This window comes from Paenibacillus sp. 22594, from assembly GCF_052044425.1.
GTDB lineage: Bacteria > Bacillota > Bacilli > Paenibacillales > Paenibacillaceae > Paenibacillus_AQ.
This window is the reverse complement of record NZ_JBQENA010000001.1, coordinates 1,186,302-1,202,020: the sequence shown is the minus strand read 5'-3', so window position 1 is coordinate 1,202,020 and position 15,719 is coordinate 1,186,302. Positions and strand designations below refer to the sequence as shown.

Here is a 15,719-nt window from a genome sequence, read left to right as displayed (position 1 = left end):
ACATGGAAAGGGGATTCGAGATGAAACAGAAACAACACGGATTCTGGGATGATGTCAAGAAGCACAAAGCTTTGCTGCTCATGCTGACTCCTGCGGTATTGTTTTTCCTGTTATTCGCTTACGTGCCCATGGCGGGTATTGTACTGGCGTTTAAGCAATTTAACTACACTGGCGGTATCTTCGGCAGCCCGTGGAACGGACTGGATAACTTTAAATTCTTCTTTGGTTCAGGTGACGCCTGGCGCGTAACCCGAAACACGGCGCTGTACAATATTGCATTTATCATTGTGAACAACGTGCTTCAAATTTTTGCGGGAATCCTGCTGTTTGAGGTCGCCGGCAAATGGTTCCGGAAGATTACACAAACGATGCTATTCCTGCCTTACTTCATTTCCTGGGTTGTGGTTGGGGCCATCGCGTACAACCTGTTCAACTTCGACGTGGGTACCGTGAACGTATTGCTGAAGGGTCTCGGCATGGAGCCGGTTGACATTTACAATACTGCCTCTTATTGGCCGGTTATTCTCGTAGTTGTGTCTGCCTGGAAGACACTGGGGTATGGAACGATTATGTATCTGGCGGCTATCACAGGCATTGATACAGAAATGTACGAAGCAGCCGAAATTGACGGTGCGAATATTTTCCAGCGTATTATGAAGATTACGGTTCCGAACCTGATGCCTACAGTAATTATTCTGGTTCTGCTGGCCATCGGCAACATCTTCAGGGGTGACTTCGGGATGTTCTACAACATGGTCGGTAACAACGGACTGTTGTTCTCGTCCACTGACGTTATTGATACCTTCGTATTCCGGTCGCTCACAACCTCGAATGAGATTGGAATGTCCGCTGCGGCAGGCTTCTATCAATCCCTGCTTGGTTTTGTAACGATCATGCTGGCCAACTATGCTGTACGCAAATACGATAAAGACCGTGCCCTATTCTAAGAAAAGGAGGTAATGCCATGAGTACTACTGCAAAGATTCAAACCACAAAGGTGCGCAAGCGTGTTAATACGGACCGTCTGCTTCTGTCGGTTATCGGATATGTGTCACTTACCTTGCTTGCGATATTCTGTATCTTTCCCTTCATTCTGGTAGTGTCCTCCTCACTTAGCGAGGAGAGCACCATTATCGAGAAAGGCTTCCAGCTGATCCCGACTGACTTTTCCACAGATGCCTACAGCCTGCTGTTTAAGTATCCGGAGGATATGCTCAAAGCTTACGGTGTAACGATCACTGTAACATTACTCGGCACTTTGTTCGGACTGTTTTTGACTTCAATGACAGCTTACGTGCTGTCGCGGAGAGATTTTAAATGGCGTGGACGTTTCTCCTTCTTCTTCTTCTTCACGACATTGTTCAGTGGAGGTCTGGTGCCCTGGTATCTGATGATCGTCAACTACCTGCATCTCAAAGACACGCTTCTCGTGCTGATTCTGCCCATGATGATGAATGTATTCTACATTATCGTAATGAAGTCGTTCATGAGCAGCATCCCGGATGCCATTACGGAATCTGCCAAAATTGACGGAGCGGGTGACTTCCGGATTTTCATGCAGCTGATTGTGCCTTTGTCCAAGCCTGCACTGGCTACCATCGGCCTGTTCATCGCACTGGCCTACTGGAACGACTGGTATAATGCCCTGCTCTTTATTTCCAATTCTGAGCTGATGCCGCTTCAATACTATCTCTACAAAATGCTGGGCAACATGGATGGCATGCGTAAGGCCATGATGGCCTCGGGTGCGGTAGTGAATTCCGATCTGCCTACGGAAAGCTTGAAGATGGCCATGACCATCGTGGCTACAGGACCAATCCTGCTTGCTTATCCATTCATTCAAAAGTATTTTGTGCAAGGACTCACTGTTGGTGCGGTCAAAGGATAATCCCGGGGCAACCCGGTTATCAATATAAAACCCAATACTAATTCATTAGGGGGCACTATCTGCCATGACAAACAAGAAAAAGAAACTTACAGTTACGCTGGCAACGATGATGACACTGGGTACAATCCTCAGTGCATGCGGAGGCGGCAACAACAACAATACAGCTGCGGAAGCCACGAACGCCGGAGCAACAGCTACAGAAGGGGCAGCCACGAATTCCGGCGCTCCTGACACTTCCAAAGAGGTCAAGCTCAAAATGCTCCTGATCGGCGGCCAGCCGGGGGATTATGACAAGGTATTTGGAGAGCTCAACACCAAATTGAAAGAAAAAATCAATGCTACTGTAGAAACAGAATTCCTGGACTGGTCTGACTGGACACAGAAGTACCCGCTGAAATTCGCAGCGAATGAGGATTTTGACCTCGTGTACTCAGCGAACTGGGCCTTTTATAACGACCAGGCACTCAAAGGCGGATTTCTGGAACTGACGGATGACATGCTGTCCAAGTACATGCCAAAAACCTGGGAAGCTATGCCAAAAGTGAACTGGGAACAAGCGAAAGTGGACGGCAAGCTCTACATGGTTCCGAACAATAATGTGGAAGTTACTGACAAAGTTGTCCTGTATCGTGAAGACCTGCGCAAGAAATACAATCTTCCGGAAATCAACAGTCCTGAAACCTATGCCAATTACTTGAAAACGATTGCTAAGAGTGAAAAAGGTATGAATGCATTCGGAGCAAAACCTGCCGATGGCTGGAAGTTCCATGAGTTGGATCAAATCCTGCTGGAGCAGAACAACAACTTCAACCTGGTGGATGCGAACCTGCTGCCACTGGCTTATAAGTTGGATGATGCTACTGGTAAAATATTCGACATTTATGACACTCCAGAATTTACAACATTGCTGAAATACTATAAAGATCTGGCCGATAATGGCGCATGGTCCAAAAACGTAGTAAGCAACAAAAATGATGTATGGCAGGATGTCAAAGCAGAAAAGGTTTCCTCTTATGCCCACAACCTGGGTACCGTAGCTGCTAACCTTGCCGAAATGCGCCGCGACAAACCGGATGTGGAGCTGGCCATTGCCGACCTTACTCCGGATAAGAAGAAAATTGCTGCTATCGCAACTCAGAACGGTATGTCCATTCATGCCACTTCGAAGAACGCAGAACGTTCCCTGATGCTGATTGATCTGCTGCAGAATGACAAGGAAATTCACGATCTGACGATGTACGGTATTGCCGGAACCAACTATGTTCCTCAAGGCGATGACAAGTTCACTGCCGGTCCTGCGGCTGCGAATTACACAGGCTTCTCGAACTGGGGCTGGAATTCCCCGCTGAACCGTCAAGATGCGGCTTATCCGAAAGAAGCTGACGATATGTTCAACACTTGGCAGTCAAGCGTCTACCACTTCCCGCTGGAAACTTTTGTCTTCGACTCCGCAAAAGTGAAGAACGAAGTGGCGAATATCGGAAACGTAATGCTGCGGTACGCTATTCCATTGGAATATGGTTTGATTGATGATGTCGAAAAAGGCCAGGCTGACCTGATCAAGCAGTTGAAAGCCGCTGGCATTGACAAGGTCCAGACGGAAATGCAAGCTCAAATTGATGCTTTCCTGGCCACAAAAAAATAATAGCTGAATAAGAGTGAAGCTTATGTATCGGCTTCCGGGCTGCTCCAAAGCATTTGCTTTGGGGCAGCCCTTATTTATATAGAAATGGAGCTGCAAAATATGACTTATACCATTCATGCGGGCATTGCCCCGAAAGACATTTATCCGGCGACCTTACGGCTGGGCGGAACCCATCCGCAGGGAGATCACATCAGCTTCACCAACTACTATATGGAACTGAACGGCAAGCCGTATTTTGCCATCTGCGGCGAATTCCATTATTCCCGTTACCCGGAAGACTGCTGGGAGACGGAGATCCGTAAGATGAAAGGTTCCGGGATCAATATTGTGGCCACCTACATCTTCTGGAATCATCATGAGGAAATCGAAGGGGTCTTCGAATGGCGGGACAACCGCAATGTGCGGAAATTCGTAGAGCTGTGCGCACAGAATGGAATGTATGTCATCCTGCGTGTGGGTCCCTTCTGCCATGGAGAAGTCCGCAACGGCGGACTGCCGGACTGGCTGTTCGGGCGTTCCTTCGATGTGCGTTCCAACGACGAAGGCTATCTGTATTATGTCCACAGGCTGTTCTATGAGATTGGAATACAGGCGACGGGGCAGATGTTCAAAGACGGAGGGCCGGTGGTTGGCATTCAACTGGAGAATGAATTCAATGCCGCTGCCGCCTTGTGGGAGTTGACCGCGAAGCAAGGGGATGAATACCTGAGCGGCGGACTTGGCGGGGAAGCCGGCACCGAGCATATGCGTCTGCTTAAGCAGTATGCAGAGGAAGCAGGAATGGTTGCACCTTTCTATACCAGTACAGGCTGGGGCGCTGCGCCATTTTTGGAGGATGAGGTGCTTCCGCTGTACGGCGGCTATGCCTATACGCCGTGGAGCATCAGCGAGCAGAATCCTGACCAGAAGCCGACACCGGAGTATGTATTTGTCAATTATCATAATGAAGCTGCTGAGACGGGTGAATTCAATCCTCCCTATCCCAAGACTAAATATCCGTTTGCCTGCTGTGAAATGGGCGGAGGGATGCAAACCTGGTATTTGTCGCGGTTCCAGGTTGAGCCCGAAAGTGTGATGGCAATGAGCCTGATGAAGATTGGGGGCGGATGCAATTTTGTCGGCTATTATATGTTCCATGGCGGCACGAATCCAATAGGGAAAACGGGCTACCTGAATGAGAGCACCACTCCAAGAATCACGTATGATTTCCAGGCACCGATCGGAGAGTTCGGGCAGATCCGGGAATCGGGCCATCTGCTGCGGCCACTGCATTATTTCCTGCACCGGTTCGGGGAACGGCTTGCGCCAATGGCAACCGTCCTGCCGGAAGGTGCGGAGAACATTACTCCTGAAGATGCGCATTCGCTGCGGTATGCCGTCCGGACAGACGGCAAAGCCGGGTTCCTGTTCGTGAACAACTATCAGGATCATGTCGTGATGGATACCCATGAGGATGTCCGGTTCTCCATTGTGCTGGCTGACGAATCCATTGAATTCCCAAGGAAAAGCTCGCTAACCGTCCACAAAAACGCGTCGTTCATCTTTCCGTTCAACTTTGCGCTGGACGGACTGAACCTGCGCTTTGCTACGGCCCAGCCGGTGACGCGGGTGGAGTCTGCGGAAGCGTCTACGTACTTTTTCTCGATGCCGGAGGGTGTGGACGGGGAGTTTCTGATTGATGCACATGCAGCCATTACCGGCATATCAGCATACACCGGAACGGTCGAAAAAGGTGCGGAGAACGAGTACTCGGTTCTCATTCCGCATGACCGTTCGGAAATGATCCGGATTACACAGGACGGAGCCCGGGAGATCCGTATTTACGCTATGAGTGCCAAAGAAGCCGCCATGCTGTGGGAGATGGAGGATGAAGGGCAGCAGCGGATTATTTTCTCAGAAGTTCCGCCTGTACAGACGCAGGACGGCATTGAATTCTTCAGCAGCGGCCAGAGCAGCTTCTCCTTCCGGGAATATGCAGGCGGCCCGGCGGCGCCTGCCCGGTGGACAACGGCGCACGCCGCCTGCTCGATTGCGCAGCATAGAGAGGAGTGGTTCCACAGCTTCGATCTGGAACTCCCGGCTAAGGAGATCCGGCTGGATATCCACCGGATTCATGACCACAAAATCGCGCTTCAACTTGCGCCGGACCTCCTGGAGGGTGTGGAAGAGGTGCTGTTAAGCGTCGATTACACCGGAAATGTCGGCTATGCCTTTGCGGCCGGCCAGCTCTTTCACGATCATTTCTATAATGGTGCGCCATGGGAGATCGGGCTGTCGCGCTTCAGGGATACACTGAGAAGCGGAGAGATCATCCTTGAGACGACCCCGCTGCGCAAGGGGGTCACTACTGTGGCGGCAGATGCCGCGATGGCGGTCGAGAAGCAGTTTACCGGGGAAGCGACCGCTGTGTTCCACAGCGTTACGGCGGTTCCGGTATACCGGGTGGCATTGCGGAAATAGGCGGACGATAGAGTGGGTCAATTTTCTGCTATGTAGTAGTCGCTTTATCCGCTCATCAAGCGACGGAAAAAAGAACCACAAAAGCCCCGCCCAAGCAGATTTCTCTGCTGGGCGGGGCTTTTGTCTGTCAGCAGCAGCTTCCAGGTTGAATCTGAATCAGCCTTTCACGGCTCCGGCTACAACGCCTTTGACGATATACTTCTGCAGGAAGATGAACACGATGATGGAAGGCAGTACAGCCATTACCATCGCTGTCATCGCATACTGCCAGTCCGAGGTATATTGTCCAACGAAGGTGTAGGCAGCGAGCGTCAGAGTCTTTGTATCCGGTGAACCATTGACCATCAGGAGCGGGAGCAGGAAGTCATTCCAGATCCACATTACGTCGATGATGACGATGGTTGTCGTTACCGATTTCAGCAGCGGGAAGATGACACTGAAGAACAGCCGGAAGCTGGAGGCTCCGTCGATTGTGGCGCTCTCATCGATTTCCAGCGGAATTCCTTTTACAAAACCATGATAGATGAACACAGCCAGCGGTGCGCCGAATCCCCAGTACAGCAGTCCCAGTCCCCAGGTGCTCTCGGAGAGGTTCAGGTTCTTGGCGGTTTGCAGCACGGTCAGCATGATGGACTGGAAAGGGATCAGCATCGGCATGATACACAGGAAGTAGATGATTCCGCTCAGTCTAGATTTGGTCCGTGCCAGCTTATAGGCGGCAATGGATGAGACGAATACGATGCCCAGCAGACCAAGGCCGGTAATTACAAAGTTGTTCAGGAACAATCTCGGATAGTTGATAAATTTCCAGACATACGAGTAGTTGCTGAGCGTCAGATGCTTCGGAAGTGCAATTACGTCGGTCATGACCTCGCTGAAGCTTTTTAGCGAGTTGATAATGGTCAAGAATAGCGGATATAGGAACAGAAGAGAGAGGATAACCAGAACCACTTCGAGAATGATCCGGCCTGCTCTGTTGTTGTTTGTTTTCATTATGCCTCAACCTCTCTTCGTTTGAAGACTGTCAGCTGGATAATCGTCACTACCAGTACAGCTACGAACAGGATAAGCGCTTTCGCTGTTCCGTATCCGTACAGATTGTTCTGGAAAGTATCCCGGTAAATATCGTAAGCGATACTGTAGGTAGTTCCTCCGGGACCGCCGCCGGTCAGCGACAGAATCACATCGAACACCTTGATCGAGTTGGTCAGCGCCATAAATACCGAAATCGTTATGGATGGAGCGAGCAGCGGCAGTGTGATGCTGAAGAATCTTCTCATGGCGCCTGCACCGTCAACCGTGGCTGCTTCCTTAAGATCCTCAGGGACAGACTGCAGACCTGCGATATAGATTACCAGGTAGAATCCGATGGACTGCCAGATTGAAACGCCTAGAATCGAGATAAATGCCAACCCCGGTGTTCCCAGCCAGCTCAGTCCGAAGATCGACCAGCCTGTGCTGTCACCCAGCGAGTTGAAGCCCTGCATGAAGATGAATTTCCAGATGAAGCCGACGATGACAAGGCTGAGAATGTAAGGGATGAAGAAGGCCGCTCTCAGCCAAGAGGTGGACTTCAGCTTCATATCGAGCAGTACGGCCAGCAGGATCGCCAGCACGTTGACAATCACAATGTAGAGGACCGCATATTTGATCGTGAACCAGGCCGCATTGGAAAAGTTAGTATCGCCGGAGAAGATCATTTTGAAATTGTCCAGGCCAACGAATTTGGGATGTTTGGATATTCCGTTCCATTTCGTCATGGAATACCGGATGGTCATGACAAAAGGAATGTAGAACGCAACAGCGATACAGATTAGAACAGGGAGTGTAAACAGCCCAAAGTCTAATTTCTCGCGCCATCTTCTGCCGAGTGTTTTTAACATGGAAGCACCTCTTCTTGATTTATAGGGTGGGAGTCTTGTACTGGCTTGCCACACATAACCATTCCGGTTAGTCTATATTGTGTATTATAGAGCAGACCCCTATACTCAAAAATGGATTTAAGAGTACAGTTAGGGGTAAAAAGGTGAACTGAACATTTCCCCGCAAAGTCCGTGCAAGAAGGAGGAAGGCACCATCAAAAGAATCTTATACAAGCTGTTTGAGCCTTTGCTGGAGCGGATTTCCCGGCGTTTGGCGAACAAGCTGATCCTGTTGTTCACGATTATCATTATTCTGGTTGTGACCTCACTGACGTTCATTTCCTACGGCATGCTGCGCAAAGAATCGGTGAACAGCAGCATTTCCAGCACCCGTAACAACCTGCTCCTGGTGGGGCGTAATCTGGAGAGTTATCTGGACGGGATCGGCCAGCTGTCACTGCCGCAGATCTCCTATGATGAGTTCAACTACGCGATTCTGCATGAATCCGGGGACTATGCGTCCAAGATGTATGTAGAGGATTATTTGAAGAATCTATATTTTTCGCGCAATGATCTGGAAGCGATTTACCTGTACGTCATCAAGGAGCACAAATATTATTATGTGACCAAGGAGAACTATAATATTACCGTCCGGGTGGCACCGCATCCGCCGATCGAGAATCTGTCGTGGTACAAGCGTGCACTGGCCAGCCCCTTCAACCGCTCGTACCAGTCCTTCGTGATGGATCGGTCGCCTGAGGAGAGTAGTGGCGATTACCCTATCAATACTGAGAAAAGCTTCATGGGCTACCACCGGCTGCTGCGTTCCATTGTGACCCGGGAGCCGCAGGCTGTGCTGTCCCTGTATTTCAATTCCAGTGTGACGGATGAGATTATGAAGGATATTCCTTTTAATGAGGGGGAGCATCTGATGTATGTCAGTCCCGACAATCAGCCGTTTGTGGTGGATGACCGTGAATTTGTTCTCAAAAGTGAAAAAGCGGGGCTGCTGGAGAAGCTGACTCCGGCCCAAGGCGGACGTTTGACCTGGTCCGACAGCGGGCAGAAATATCTGGTCATGTATGATATCAGCCAAAAGGAAGGCTGGAAGCTCATTAAGCCGATTCCCTACAAGCAGATCTATGAAGCAGCGACGACGACGCGCAAACTGAGCTATTCGATCGGTCTGCTCTTTTTGATGGTGTCCGTCATTCTCGTCAGCTTCACTTCCAATAAGATCACCAGTCCCCTGAAGAACCTGTCGCTGCAGATGAAACGCTTCAGTACCGGGAGCTTTGATGCCGAAGCAACCGTGGAGGGCAGTGATGAGATCGCTTACCTGTCACGCCATTTCAACAAGATGGTGGAAAAAACTAATGAGCTGATCAATGAGCGCTATAAAATGAAAATTGTCGAGAAAAACGCTGTGCTTAAGGCACTGGAGGCGGAGATTAATCCGCATTTCCTCTATAATGCGCTGCAGGCCATCTCCACCAAGGCACTCAAAAACAATAATGATGATATTGTCGAGATGGTTGATAATCTGGCACTTACCCTGAGGTACTGCATCAGCGGCAGAGATGTGGTGCAGGCGCGGGAGGAGCTGAAGCATATCGAACGTTATCTGGCCCTGCAAAAAGCCCGCTTCGGCAGCCGCATGCAGGTGGAATACGCCTGGAATGACAGTCTCCTGGAGCTGAGAATTCCCAAGCTGTCGATTCAGACCCTGGTGGAGAACTGTATCAAGCATGCATTGGAGAAGGTATCCAGTACGGTTACCATCCGGATTGAAGCTCATATTACCCCCGAATATAGCGTGATCTCTGTACTGGATGACGGACCGGGTATATCGGAAGAGCGGCTGCAGCAGGTAATTAGCACCTTACAGATTCAGTGGGATGACCGCGGCGGAGAGTCAGCAGAAGAAGGGTATACGGAGAGCATCGGCCTTAAGAATCTGAATACCCGCCTGAAGCTTTTATACGGTGACGAAGCGGGGCTCACTATTGCCAGCAATGAGCAAGGAACACAAATGGATATGCGGTTACCGCGGGGAGGGCTGGGACAACATGTATAAAGTACTGATCATAGACGACGAAGAGCCGCTGCGCGAAGCGATCAATATTCTTGGCGATTGGAAGGGCCTGGGCGTTGACCAGGTGCTCGAGGCAACGGACGGGAAAATGGGGCTGGAGATGCTTCGCGGGCATAAGATAGATCTGGCCCTGGTGGACATGAAAATGCCGGAGCTGAACGGGAGCGAGCTGCTTAGAATCGCTGAACATGAATTTCCCGATTTGCTGCTGATTGTGATTAGCGGCTACAACGATTTTGAATATACCCGGCAAGCTATCCGCTCCAAGGTTGTGGATTATCTGCTCAAGCCGGTCAACCGTGCGGATCTGAACAGTGCGCTGCGGAAGGCTGTCGATGTGCTCGAGGCCAAACGCAAGAAGGAGAGCGAGTTCATTAACCGCAATATCACACTGAATATGTCCCTTCCGAAGCTGAAGGAGAAGATGTATCTGTCGATCATTGAACGCAGCTTCAAGAACCAGTCCAATGAGGCATTTCTGCCGCTGATCGGCGCGGACAAGCCCGGCAATCATTTCGCTGTAGGCGTTCTTCGGATGCTCAATCTGGAGCAGGTGCGTCATCACCGGTTCCATGAGGACCGGGATTTGCTGCATTTTGCCGTCACTAATGTCATGAGCGAGAACAGTGACGGCCATTTTGAGGCCTTCAGCTTTGCCAGTCCCCGCAGCGAGCGGGAATTCATCGTTATATTTACCCTGAAAGGCAGCTACGGGGAAGATGCGGCGTTTCTCTCGCTTCATCATATGAAGAAGGCGGTATCCACGCTGAAGGAACTGTTCGGGATGATTTGTGCGAGCGGGCTTGGACAGCCATACAGTGATTGTCTGGACATTGCGCAGTCCTATGAGCTGGCTACGGCTGCGCTGGATGGTATTGATCTGCTGAGCTTGAAGGGCAGCATAGTCTCAAATAGCGGATATACGAAACCAGCCGCCAAAGACAGCCCTTCTCTGACAGGGCGGATGCCGCTGATCCGAAGCAGCCTGGAGAGCGGAAATACGGGCCATGCGAAGAGCATTCTCAGTGATTTTACGCGCAAATGGAAAACCTCGGAGAAGTTCAGCCTGGGCGAAGCGGACCGCACCATTCAGGAATTTATTATTTTGCTGGGGGATATCGCCCAGGAGCTAAATGCGGTCCCTGAGCGTTTGCTCAGTACAAAGCGCCAAGGGCTGCGGGGGCTTGGGATTGGCAGTGATTTTGCCACCTTTGGAGAGTTCGAGGCCGTGCTTAGCCGAATTCTGGATGTGTATGCCGGAGAAATCAGCAGATCGCTTGCCGGTGACCGGGGCAGTGTGCTGGAAAATATTAAAGCATACATTGATAACCATTATTTCGAGAATATTAAAATATCGATGTTTACGGATAAGTACTTCCTGAGCAGAGAATACTTAATGAAGCTGTTCAAGGGCCAATATGGATATGGCATTCATGAGTATGTGCAAAAGGTGAGAATGGACAAAGCCAAAGATCTGCTGTCGGACCCCGCGCTCAAAATCCAGGATATCTCCGAGAGGCTGGGGTATAAGGACAAGAACTATTTCAGCAAGGCGTTCCGTAATTACTATGAATGTTCACCTTCTGAATTTCGGCTGCTGCTCACAGAGGGAGAAAAGTGAAACGGTTACATCAGCACACTTTTTTACCCTCATAAGATCACTTATGTACATTCTTATCCTTTTTCTTTTTATTTAAAATAACACCAAGACCACAAGAAACATGAGGAAAAGGGGGCAACACATCATGAAGGTAAAAAGATTTATGGCTCTATCCGCGAGTCTGCTGCTCGCAGGAGGACTGCTGGCCGGCTGTGGCGGGAATAACACCAATAATGCCGCTAACAACACAGGCGCAACCAATGCGCCAGCTAATACGGCGACAGATTCATCTAAGCCTGTCACGATTAATATGTTCACCGCATCTCCTGAATACACTGATGCTTTCAATGCTTACATTGCCGAATACAAAAAGGTAAAGCCGAACGTTACCATTAACCTGGAAATTATGCAGGCCGACTATAATACGGTCCTCAAATCGAAAATTGCCGCAGGCAGCACACCGGATGTCTTCCAGACTACAGCCGGCGGAGATATCGACACTTTTGCTGAATATAGTGCCGATCTGACCAACGAACCATTGGCAGGTGCGATGACTGATGCCGTACGCTCCAATATGTCATCCACGGATGGCAAGGTACTTGGACTTCCGGTCAAAGGTAACCTGTTCGTCCTGATGTACAACAAAAAGCTGCTTGCTGATGCAGGCATCACTGAAGTTCCAAAAACCACAGCTGAGCTGGATGCTGCAATCACCAAGCTCGAAGCCAAAAAAATTACGCCTTTTGCCAACGCTTATAAAGAGTGGTGGGTCTGGAAACACATCTTCCAACACTTCGTGGATGCAGCTGCTACGGATGCCGGCATGGATGCTAAGACACTTGTAGGCAAATTCATCGCCGGAGATACTACCTTTAAGGATCATCCTGTACTGTACAACAACTTCTTCAACTTCATTGACACCACGGTCAAACACGGAACGGACAAGCCGCTGGAACGCGACAGCAATGCGGAAGTCAGTGACTTCGCTCTTGGCAAAGCAGCGTTTATGACGGGTAAAGGCGCATGGGATGAAGAAGCCATCAAAAAGATTACCCCTGACTTTGATCTGGGCATCGCCGGATATCCGGTCAGTGACAAGCCAGAGCAGGCACAGATCATTACCGGTGCCGACCAGGCGCTGCGCATCAACAAGGATTCCGCTGTAGCTAAGGAAACTATTGAATTCTTCAACTGGCTGTATACTTCCGAGTACGGTAAAAACTGGTTCTCCACGGTGGCAAAAGTCATTCCGCCAATCAAGGATGCTCCAATGCCTGACCTGCAAATGCCTAAGGAAATGGAAGAAATCCTCAAAACCGAGAAATCCGGCGACTTGTCGGTCAACTACTCTCTGGATACCTTCCACCAGAAATTCGGTGAGCTGATGCAGGCATATATCGGCGGCAGCAAATCCAAAGATCAGGCCATCGATGAAATTCAAAAAGCCTGGATTCAATTCGGATCGGCTGAACAATAAGATTTGAATTGCTTCCATCCTGGACGGCTCTTGAAGGTAAGATTTCATTTACCGGATAAGCCGTCTTTTTTATGTAACACAGATTTCAGACACCTGCCTAGTGAATTGCCGTAACTGCGGGAAATGTTTGGATTTCCGGCCGCTGTTGTCTGCAGATTTCCTGATTATACCGCTGTTCGCGGTTGAAATCCGCAGAGCTTATGCTTCCGAAGCGAGCTTTCCTGCGGAAAGCTTTTAGGCGGACGCTATCGCTCCTCCAATTCCAAACTTTCCCTCCGTTACTTCTTCACTTTTGCAACAGATCTAAAAATCTTCAGTTACGAATACAAAAGACACCTTATAATTAGGAGACACAAGACAGGGTAGAGACAACCACATTTGTCAGGAGGCCGAATGATCTATGGACAGCAAGCTCATTGAAATTGCCGAAAACGGACTTTATCTTACGATTGAAATTACGGAGCAGCAGGATGTCCGGCTGCTGCATTTTGGTGCAGCGCCATTAGAGGATGGAGTAATTGCGGAGAAGAACAAACCGGGGTTCCGGCTACTGGAATTACAGCTCTCAGGGGAGGACCGGGATGAGTATCACGGGCGCACGCACCGCGCTTCCTACCCGGGGCTGCGGATGGAATATGCAGGCCATGAGGATAGCGTAAATGCCCTTGGCCGTAAGCTGGAGATCGGTCTGGTTGACCCGGTTACCAGAATTAGAGCTGAACAGCATATTCAGTTTTATACCGGCGTACAGACGGTCCGCTGCTGGACGGTGCTGAAGAACGAAGGTACGGAAGTAGCCGCTGTCGAATATCTTTCGACTTTTGCGCTTACCGGAGTAGATAAGGAAGGCAACGGAGACCGTAACGATAAAATAGAGGTCACCCTTGCCCACAGCGGATGGCAGAGTGAGCTGCAATGGCGGACCTACCGCCTGCCGGAGCTGGGCATGTCCCATCTGGCGGACCGTGGCTCCAAGCGTATCGCCGCCAGCAACACCGGCTCCTGGTCGGCGGCAGAACTGCTTCCTATGGCTGTCCTGCACAACAAGGAGAGCGGAACAAGCCTGTTCTGGCAGATTGAGCATAACGGCTCCTGGCACTGGGAGCTGACCGATCAAGTGGACCAGCTCACACTGCTGGTCAGCGGACCGACCGAGCATGACAACCACTGGTGGCTGAAGCTTGAGCCGGGTGAGGATTTCACCTCGGTTCCGGTAGCCGTCGGCGCAGTGCAGGATGGCTTTCAGGGAGCAGCAGAACAGCTTACCGCCTACCGGCGGATAATCCGCCGTCCGAATGAGGATAACGAGCTGCTGCGGATTATTTTCAATGACTATATGAACTGTTTGTGGGGCAGTCCGACGACGGAGAAGCTGTTGCCGCTGATTGATGCCGCCGCCGATGTCGGCTGTGAATATTTCTGCATCGACGCAGGCTGGTATGCACCAGGAGAATGGTGGGATGGCGTCGGGCAGTGGGAGCCCTCCGCCGAGCGCTTCCCTGAGGGAATTAAATATGTGCTGGATTATATCCGCAGTAAAGGGATGATTCCCGGCCTCTGGCTGGAGCTTGAGGTGATGGGGATCAACAGTCCAAAGCTGGCTGAGACCGATGACAGCTGGTTTTTCATGCGCCATGGCAAACGGGTGAAGGACCGCAGCCGATATCAGCTGGATTACCGGAGTCCTAAGGTTATTGCGCACGCTGACGGAGTTATCGCCAGATTGGTGGAGCAGTATGGAGTCGGCTATATCAAGATGGACTATAACATCAATGCAGGCATAGGGACGGAGACGGATGCTGACAGCTTCGGCGACGGACTGCTGCAGCATAACCGGGCTTATCTGGCCTGGCTGGACAGCATTTTTACCCGTTACCCGGATCTGGTGATCGAGAATTGCTCCAGCGGCGGCATGCGAATGGACTATGCCATGCTCAGCCGGCACAGCATCCAGTCCACCAGCGATCAGGAGGACTATGTGCAGTACGCGGCAATTGCTGCAGGGTCGCCGGCAGCACTCACGCCGGAGCAATCAGCTGTCTGGTCCTACCCGCTGCGTGAAGGCGATGATGAAGAGGTCATCTTCAACATGGTCAATGCACTGCTGCTCCGTGTGCACCAGAGTGGACATCTGGCGGAGCTTGAGCCCCGGCGCAGAGAACTGGTGAAGGAAGCCTTGGATTATTACAAATCCATCCGCGCCTACATTCCGCAGGCGACGCCTTTCTGGCCGCTGGGCCTGCCTGATAGCGAAGGCGCATGGGTCAGCTTTGGGTTGCGCCATGGCGATACACGCTATCTCGCAGTCTGGCGGATTGCCGGAGAAGAAGCAGAGGTTAAGCTTCCGATTCCCGGGCTGCAGGGCCAGGCCGCGGAAATATGCTGTGCTTATCCGAAGCAGCATCATTCCGATTGGAGCTGGGACAAGCCGGCTGGCGTGCTGACTGTCTCGATCCCGCAGGGCAAGACCGCCCGTCTATTCGAAATTCACGTCTGATCCTCTGACATGAACTGATATTATGAAATTCATATCAACCCTCCATCAGCAGAAACCGTCTTTCTGCTGGTGGAGGGTTTCTTGTTCTGTAAATGCGTCTATTTAGTTTTCTAGCGGATTATATTCTTTTTGTAAAATAAAAAACTGTTAATGGGTATGAATTTTGGATAAAATAGTGCTTAACCTAATATTTTG

10 protein-coding genes are annotated in these 15,719 nt (G+C 50.6%); 8 read left to right on the top strand and 2 right to left on the bottom strand.

Annotation, left to right across the window (positions count from 1 at the left end):
• Positions 1 to 20: 20 nt before the first annotated feature.
• From ACTJKB_RS05525 to ACTJKB_RS05510, 4 genes are all read left to right on the top strand, one after another.
• Positions 21 to 947, top strand: a complete 927-nt coding sequence (locus tag ACTJKB_RS05525) for an ABC transporter permease (RefSeq protein WP_440832318.1) — start codon at positions 21 to 23, stop codon at positions 945 to 947.
• Positions 948 to 964: 17 nt separating this feature from the next.
• Positions 965 to 1,888 (top strand): carbohydrate ABC transporter permease, encoded by a 924-nt coding sequence (locus ACTJKB_RS05520; RefSeq protein ID WP_440832316.1) that lies wholly within the window; start codon positions 965 to 967, stop codon positions 1,886 to 1,888.
• 64 nt (positions 1,889 to 1,952) lie between these two features.
• Positions 1,953 to 3,533, top strand: a complete 1,581-nt coding sequence (locus ACTJKB_RS05515; RefSeq protein WP_440832314.1) for an ABC transporter substrate-binding protein — start codon at positions 1,953 to 1,955, stop codon at positions 3,531 to 3,533.
• Between the two features lie 99 nt (positions 3,534 to 3,632).
• Positions 3,633 to 5,993: a beta-galactosidase gene (locus tag ACTJKB_RS05510; RefSeq protein WP_440832312.1), complete on the top strand. Its 2,361-nt coding sequence runs from the start codon at positions 3,633 to 3,635 to the stop codon at positions 5,991 to 5,993.
• A 156-nt stretch (positions 5,994 to 6,149) separates the two neighbouring features.
• Here ACTJKB_RS05510 and ACTJKB_RS05505 read toward each other — a convergent pair whose 3' ends face one another.
• Together ACTJKB_RS05505 and ACTJKB_RS05500 are read right to left on the bottom strand one after the other, a co-directional pair.
• On the bottom strand, positions 6,150 to 6,986 hold the full coding sequence (locus ACTJKB_RS05505; RefSeq protein WP_440832311.1) for a carbohydrate ABC transporter permease: 837 nt from the start codon (positions 6,984 to 6,986) through the stop codon (positions 6,150 to 6,152).
• Positions 6,986 to 7,876, bottom strand: coding sequence for a carbohydrate ABC transporter permease (locus ACTJKB_RS05500; RefSeq protein ID WP_074107327.1), 891 nt, complete (start codon positions 7,874 to 7,876; stop codon positions 6,986 to 6,988). Before ACTJKB_RS05500 ends, ACTJKB_RS05505 begins: the two co-directional genes overlap by 1 nt.
• Positions 7,877 to 8,102: 226 nt before the next feature.
• Here ACTJKB_RS05500 and ACTJKB_RS05495 point away from each other — a divergent pair, with 226 nt between their 5' ends.
• From ACTJKB_RS05495 to ACTJKB_RS05480, 4 genes are all read left to right on the top strand, one after another.
• On the top strand, positions 8,103 to 9,932 hold the full coding sequence (locus tag ACTJKB_RS05495) for a histidine kinase (RefSeq protein ID WP_440832309.1): 1,830 nt from the start codon (positions 8,103 to 8,105) through the stop codon (positions 9,930 to 9,932).
• A complete protein-coding gene (locus tag ACTJKB_RS05490) occupies positions 9,925 to 11,571 on the top strand; it encodes a response regulator transcription factor (protein ID WP_440832308.1) in 1,647 nt (548 codons plus the stop codon). Before ACTJKB_RS05495 ends, ACTJKB_RS05490 begins: the two co-directional genes overlap by 8 nt.
• 124 nt (positions 11,572 to 11,695) lie before the next feature.
• Positions 11,696 to 13,027 (top strand): ABC transporter substrate-binding protein, encoded by a 1,332-nt coding sequence (locus ACTJKB_RS05485; protein ID WP_440832306.1) that lies wholly within the window; start codon positions 11,696 to 11,698, stop codon positions 13,025 to 13,027.
• A gap of 400 nt (positions 13,028 to 13,427) precedes the next feature.
• Positions 13,428 to 15,524: a glycoside hydrolase family 36 protein gene (locus tag ACTJKB_RS05480; protein ID WP_440832304.1), complete on the top strand. Its 2,097-nt coding sequence runs from the start codon at positions 13,428 to 13,430 to the stop codon at positions 15,522 to 15,524.
• Positions 15,525 to 15,719: the final 195 nt, after the last annotated feature.

Coding starts and splice junctions, on each gene's coding strand:
- ACTJKB_RS05515 (WP_440832314.1), top strand. CDS start 1,953: ATGACAAACAAGAAAAAGAAACTTACAGTTACGCTGGCAACGATGATG.
- ACTJKB_RS05525 (WP_440832318.1), top strand. CDS start 21: ATGAAACAGAAACAACACGGATTCTGGGATGATGTCAAGAAGCACAAA.
- ACTJKB_RS05505 (WP_440832311.1), bottom strand. CDS start 6,986: ATGAAAACAAACAACAACAGAGCAGGCCGGATCATTCTCGAAGTGGTT.
- ACTJKB_RS05510 (WP_440832312.1), top strand. CDS start 3,633: ATGACTTATACCATTCATGCGGGCATTGCCCCGAAAGACATTTATCCG.
- ACTJKB_RS05520 (WP_440832316.1), top strand. CDS start 965: ATGAGTACTACTGCAAAGATTCAAACCACAAAGGTGCGCAAGCGTGTT.
- ACTJKB_RS05500 (WP_074107327.1), bottom strand. CDS start 7,876: ATGTTAAAAACACTCGGCAGAAGATGGCGCGAGAAATTAGACTTTGGG.
- ACTJKB_RS05490 (WP_440832308.1), top strand. CDS start 9,925: ATGTATAAAGTACTGATCATAGACGACGAAGAGCCGCTGCGCGAAGCG.
- ACTJKB_RS05485 (WP_440832306.1), top strand. CDS start 11,696: ATGAAGGTAAAAAGATTTATGGCTCTATCCGCGAGTCTGCTGCTCGCA.
- ACTJKB_RS05480 (WP_440832304.1), top strand. CDS start 13,428: ATGGACAGCAAGCTCATTGAAATTGCCGAAAACGGACTTTATCTTACG.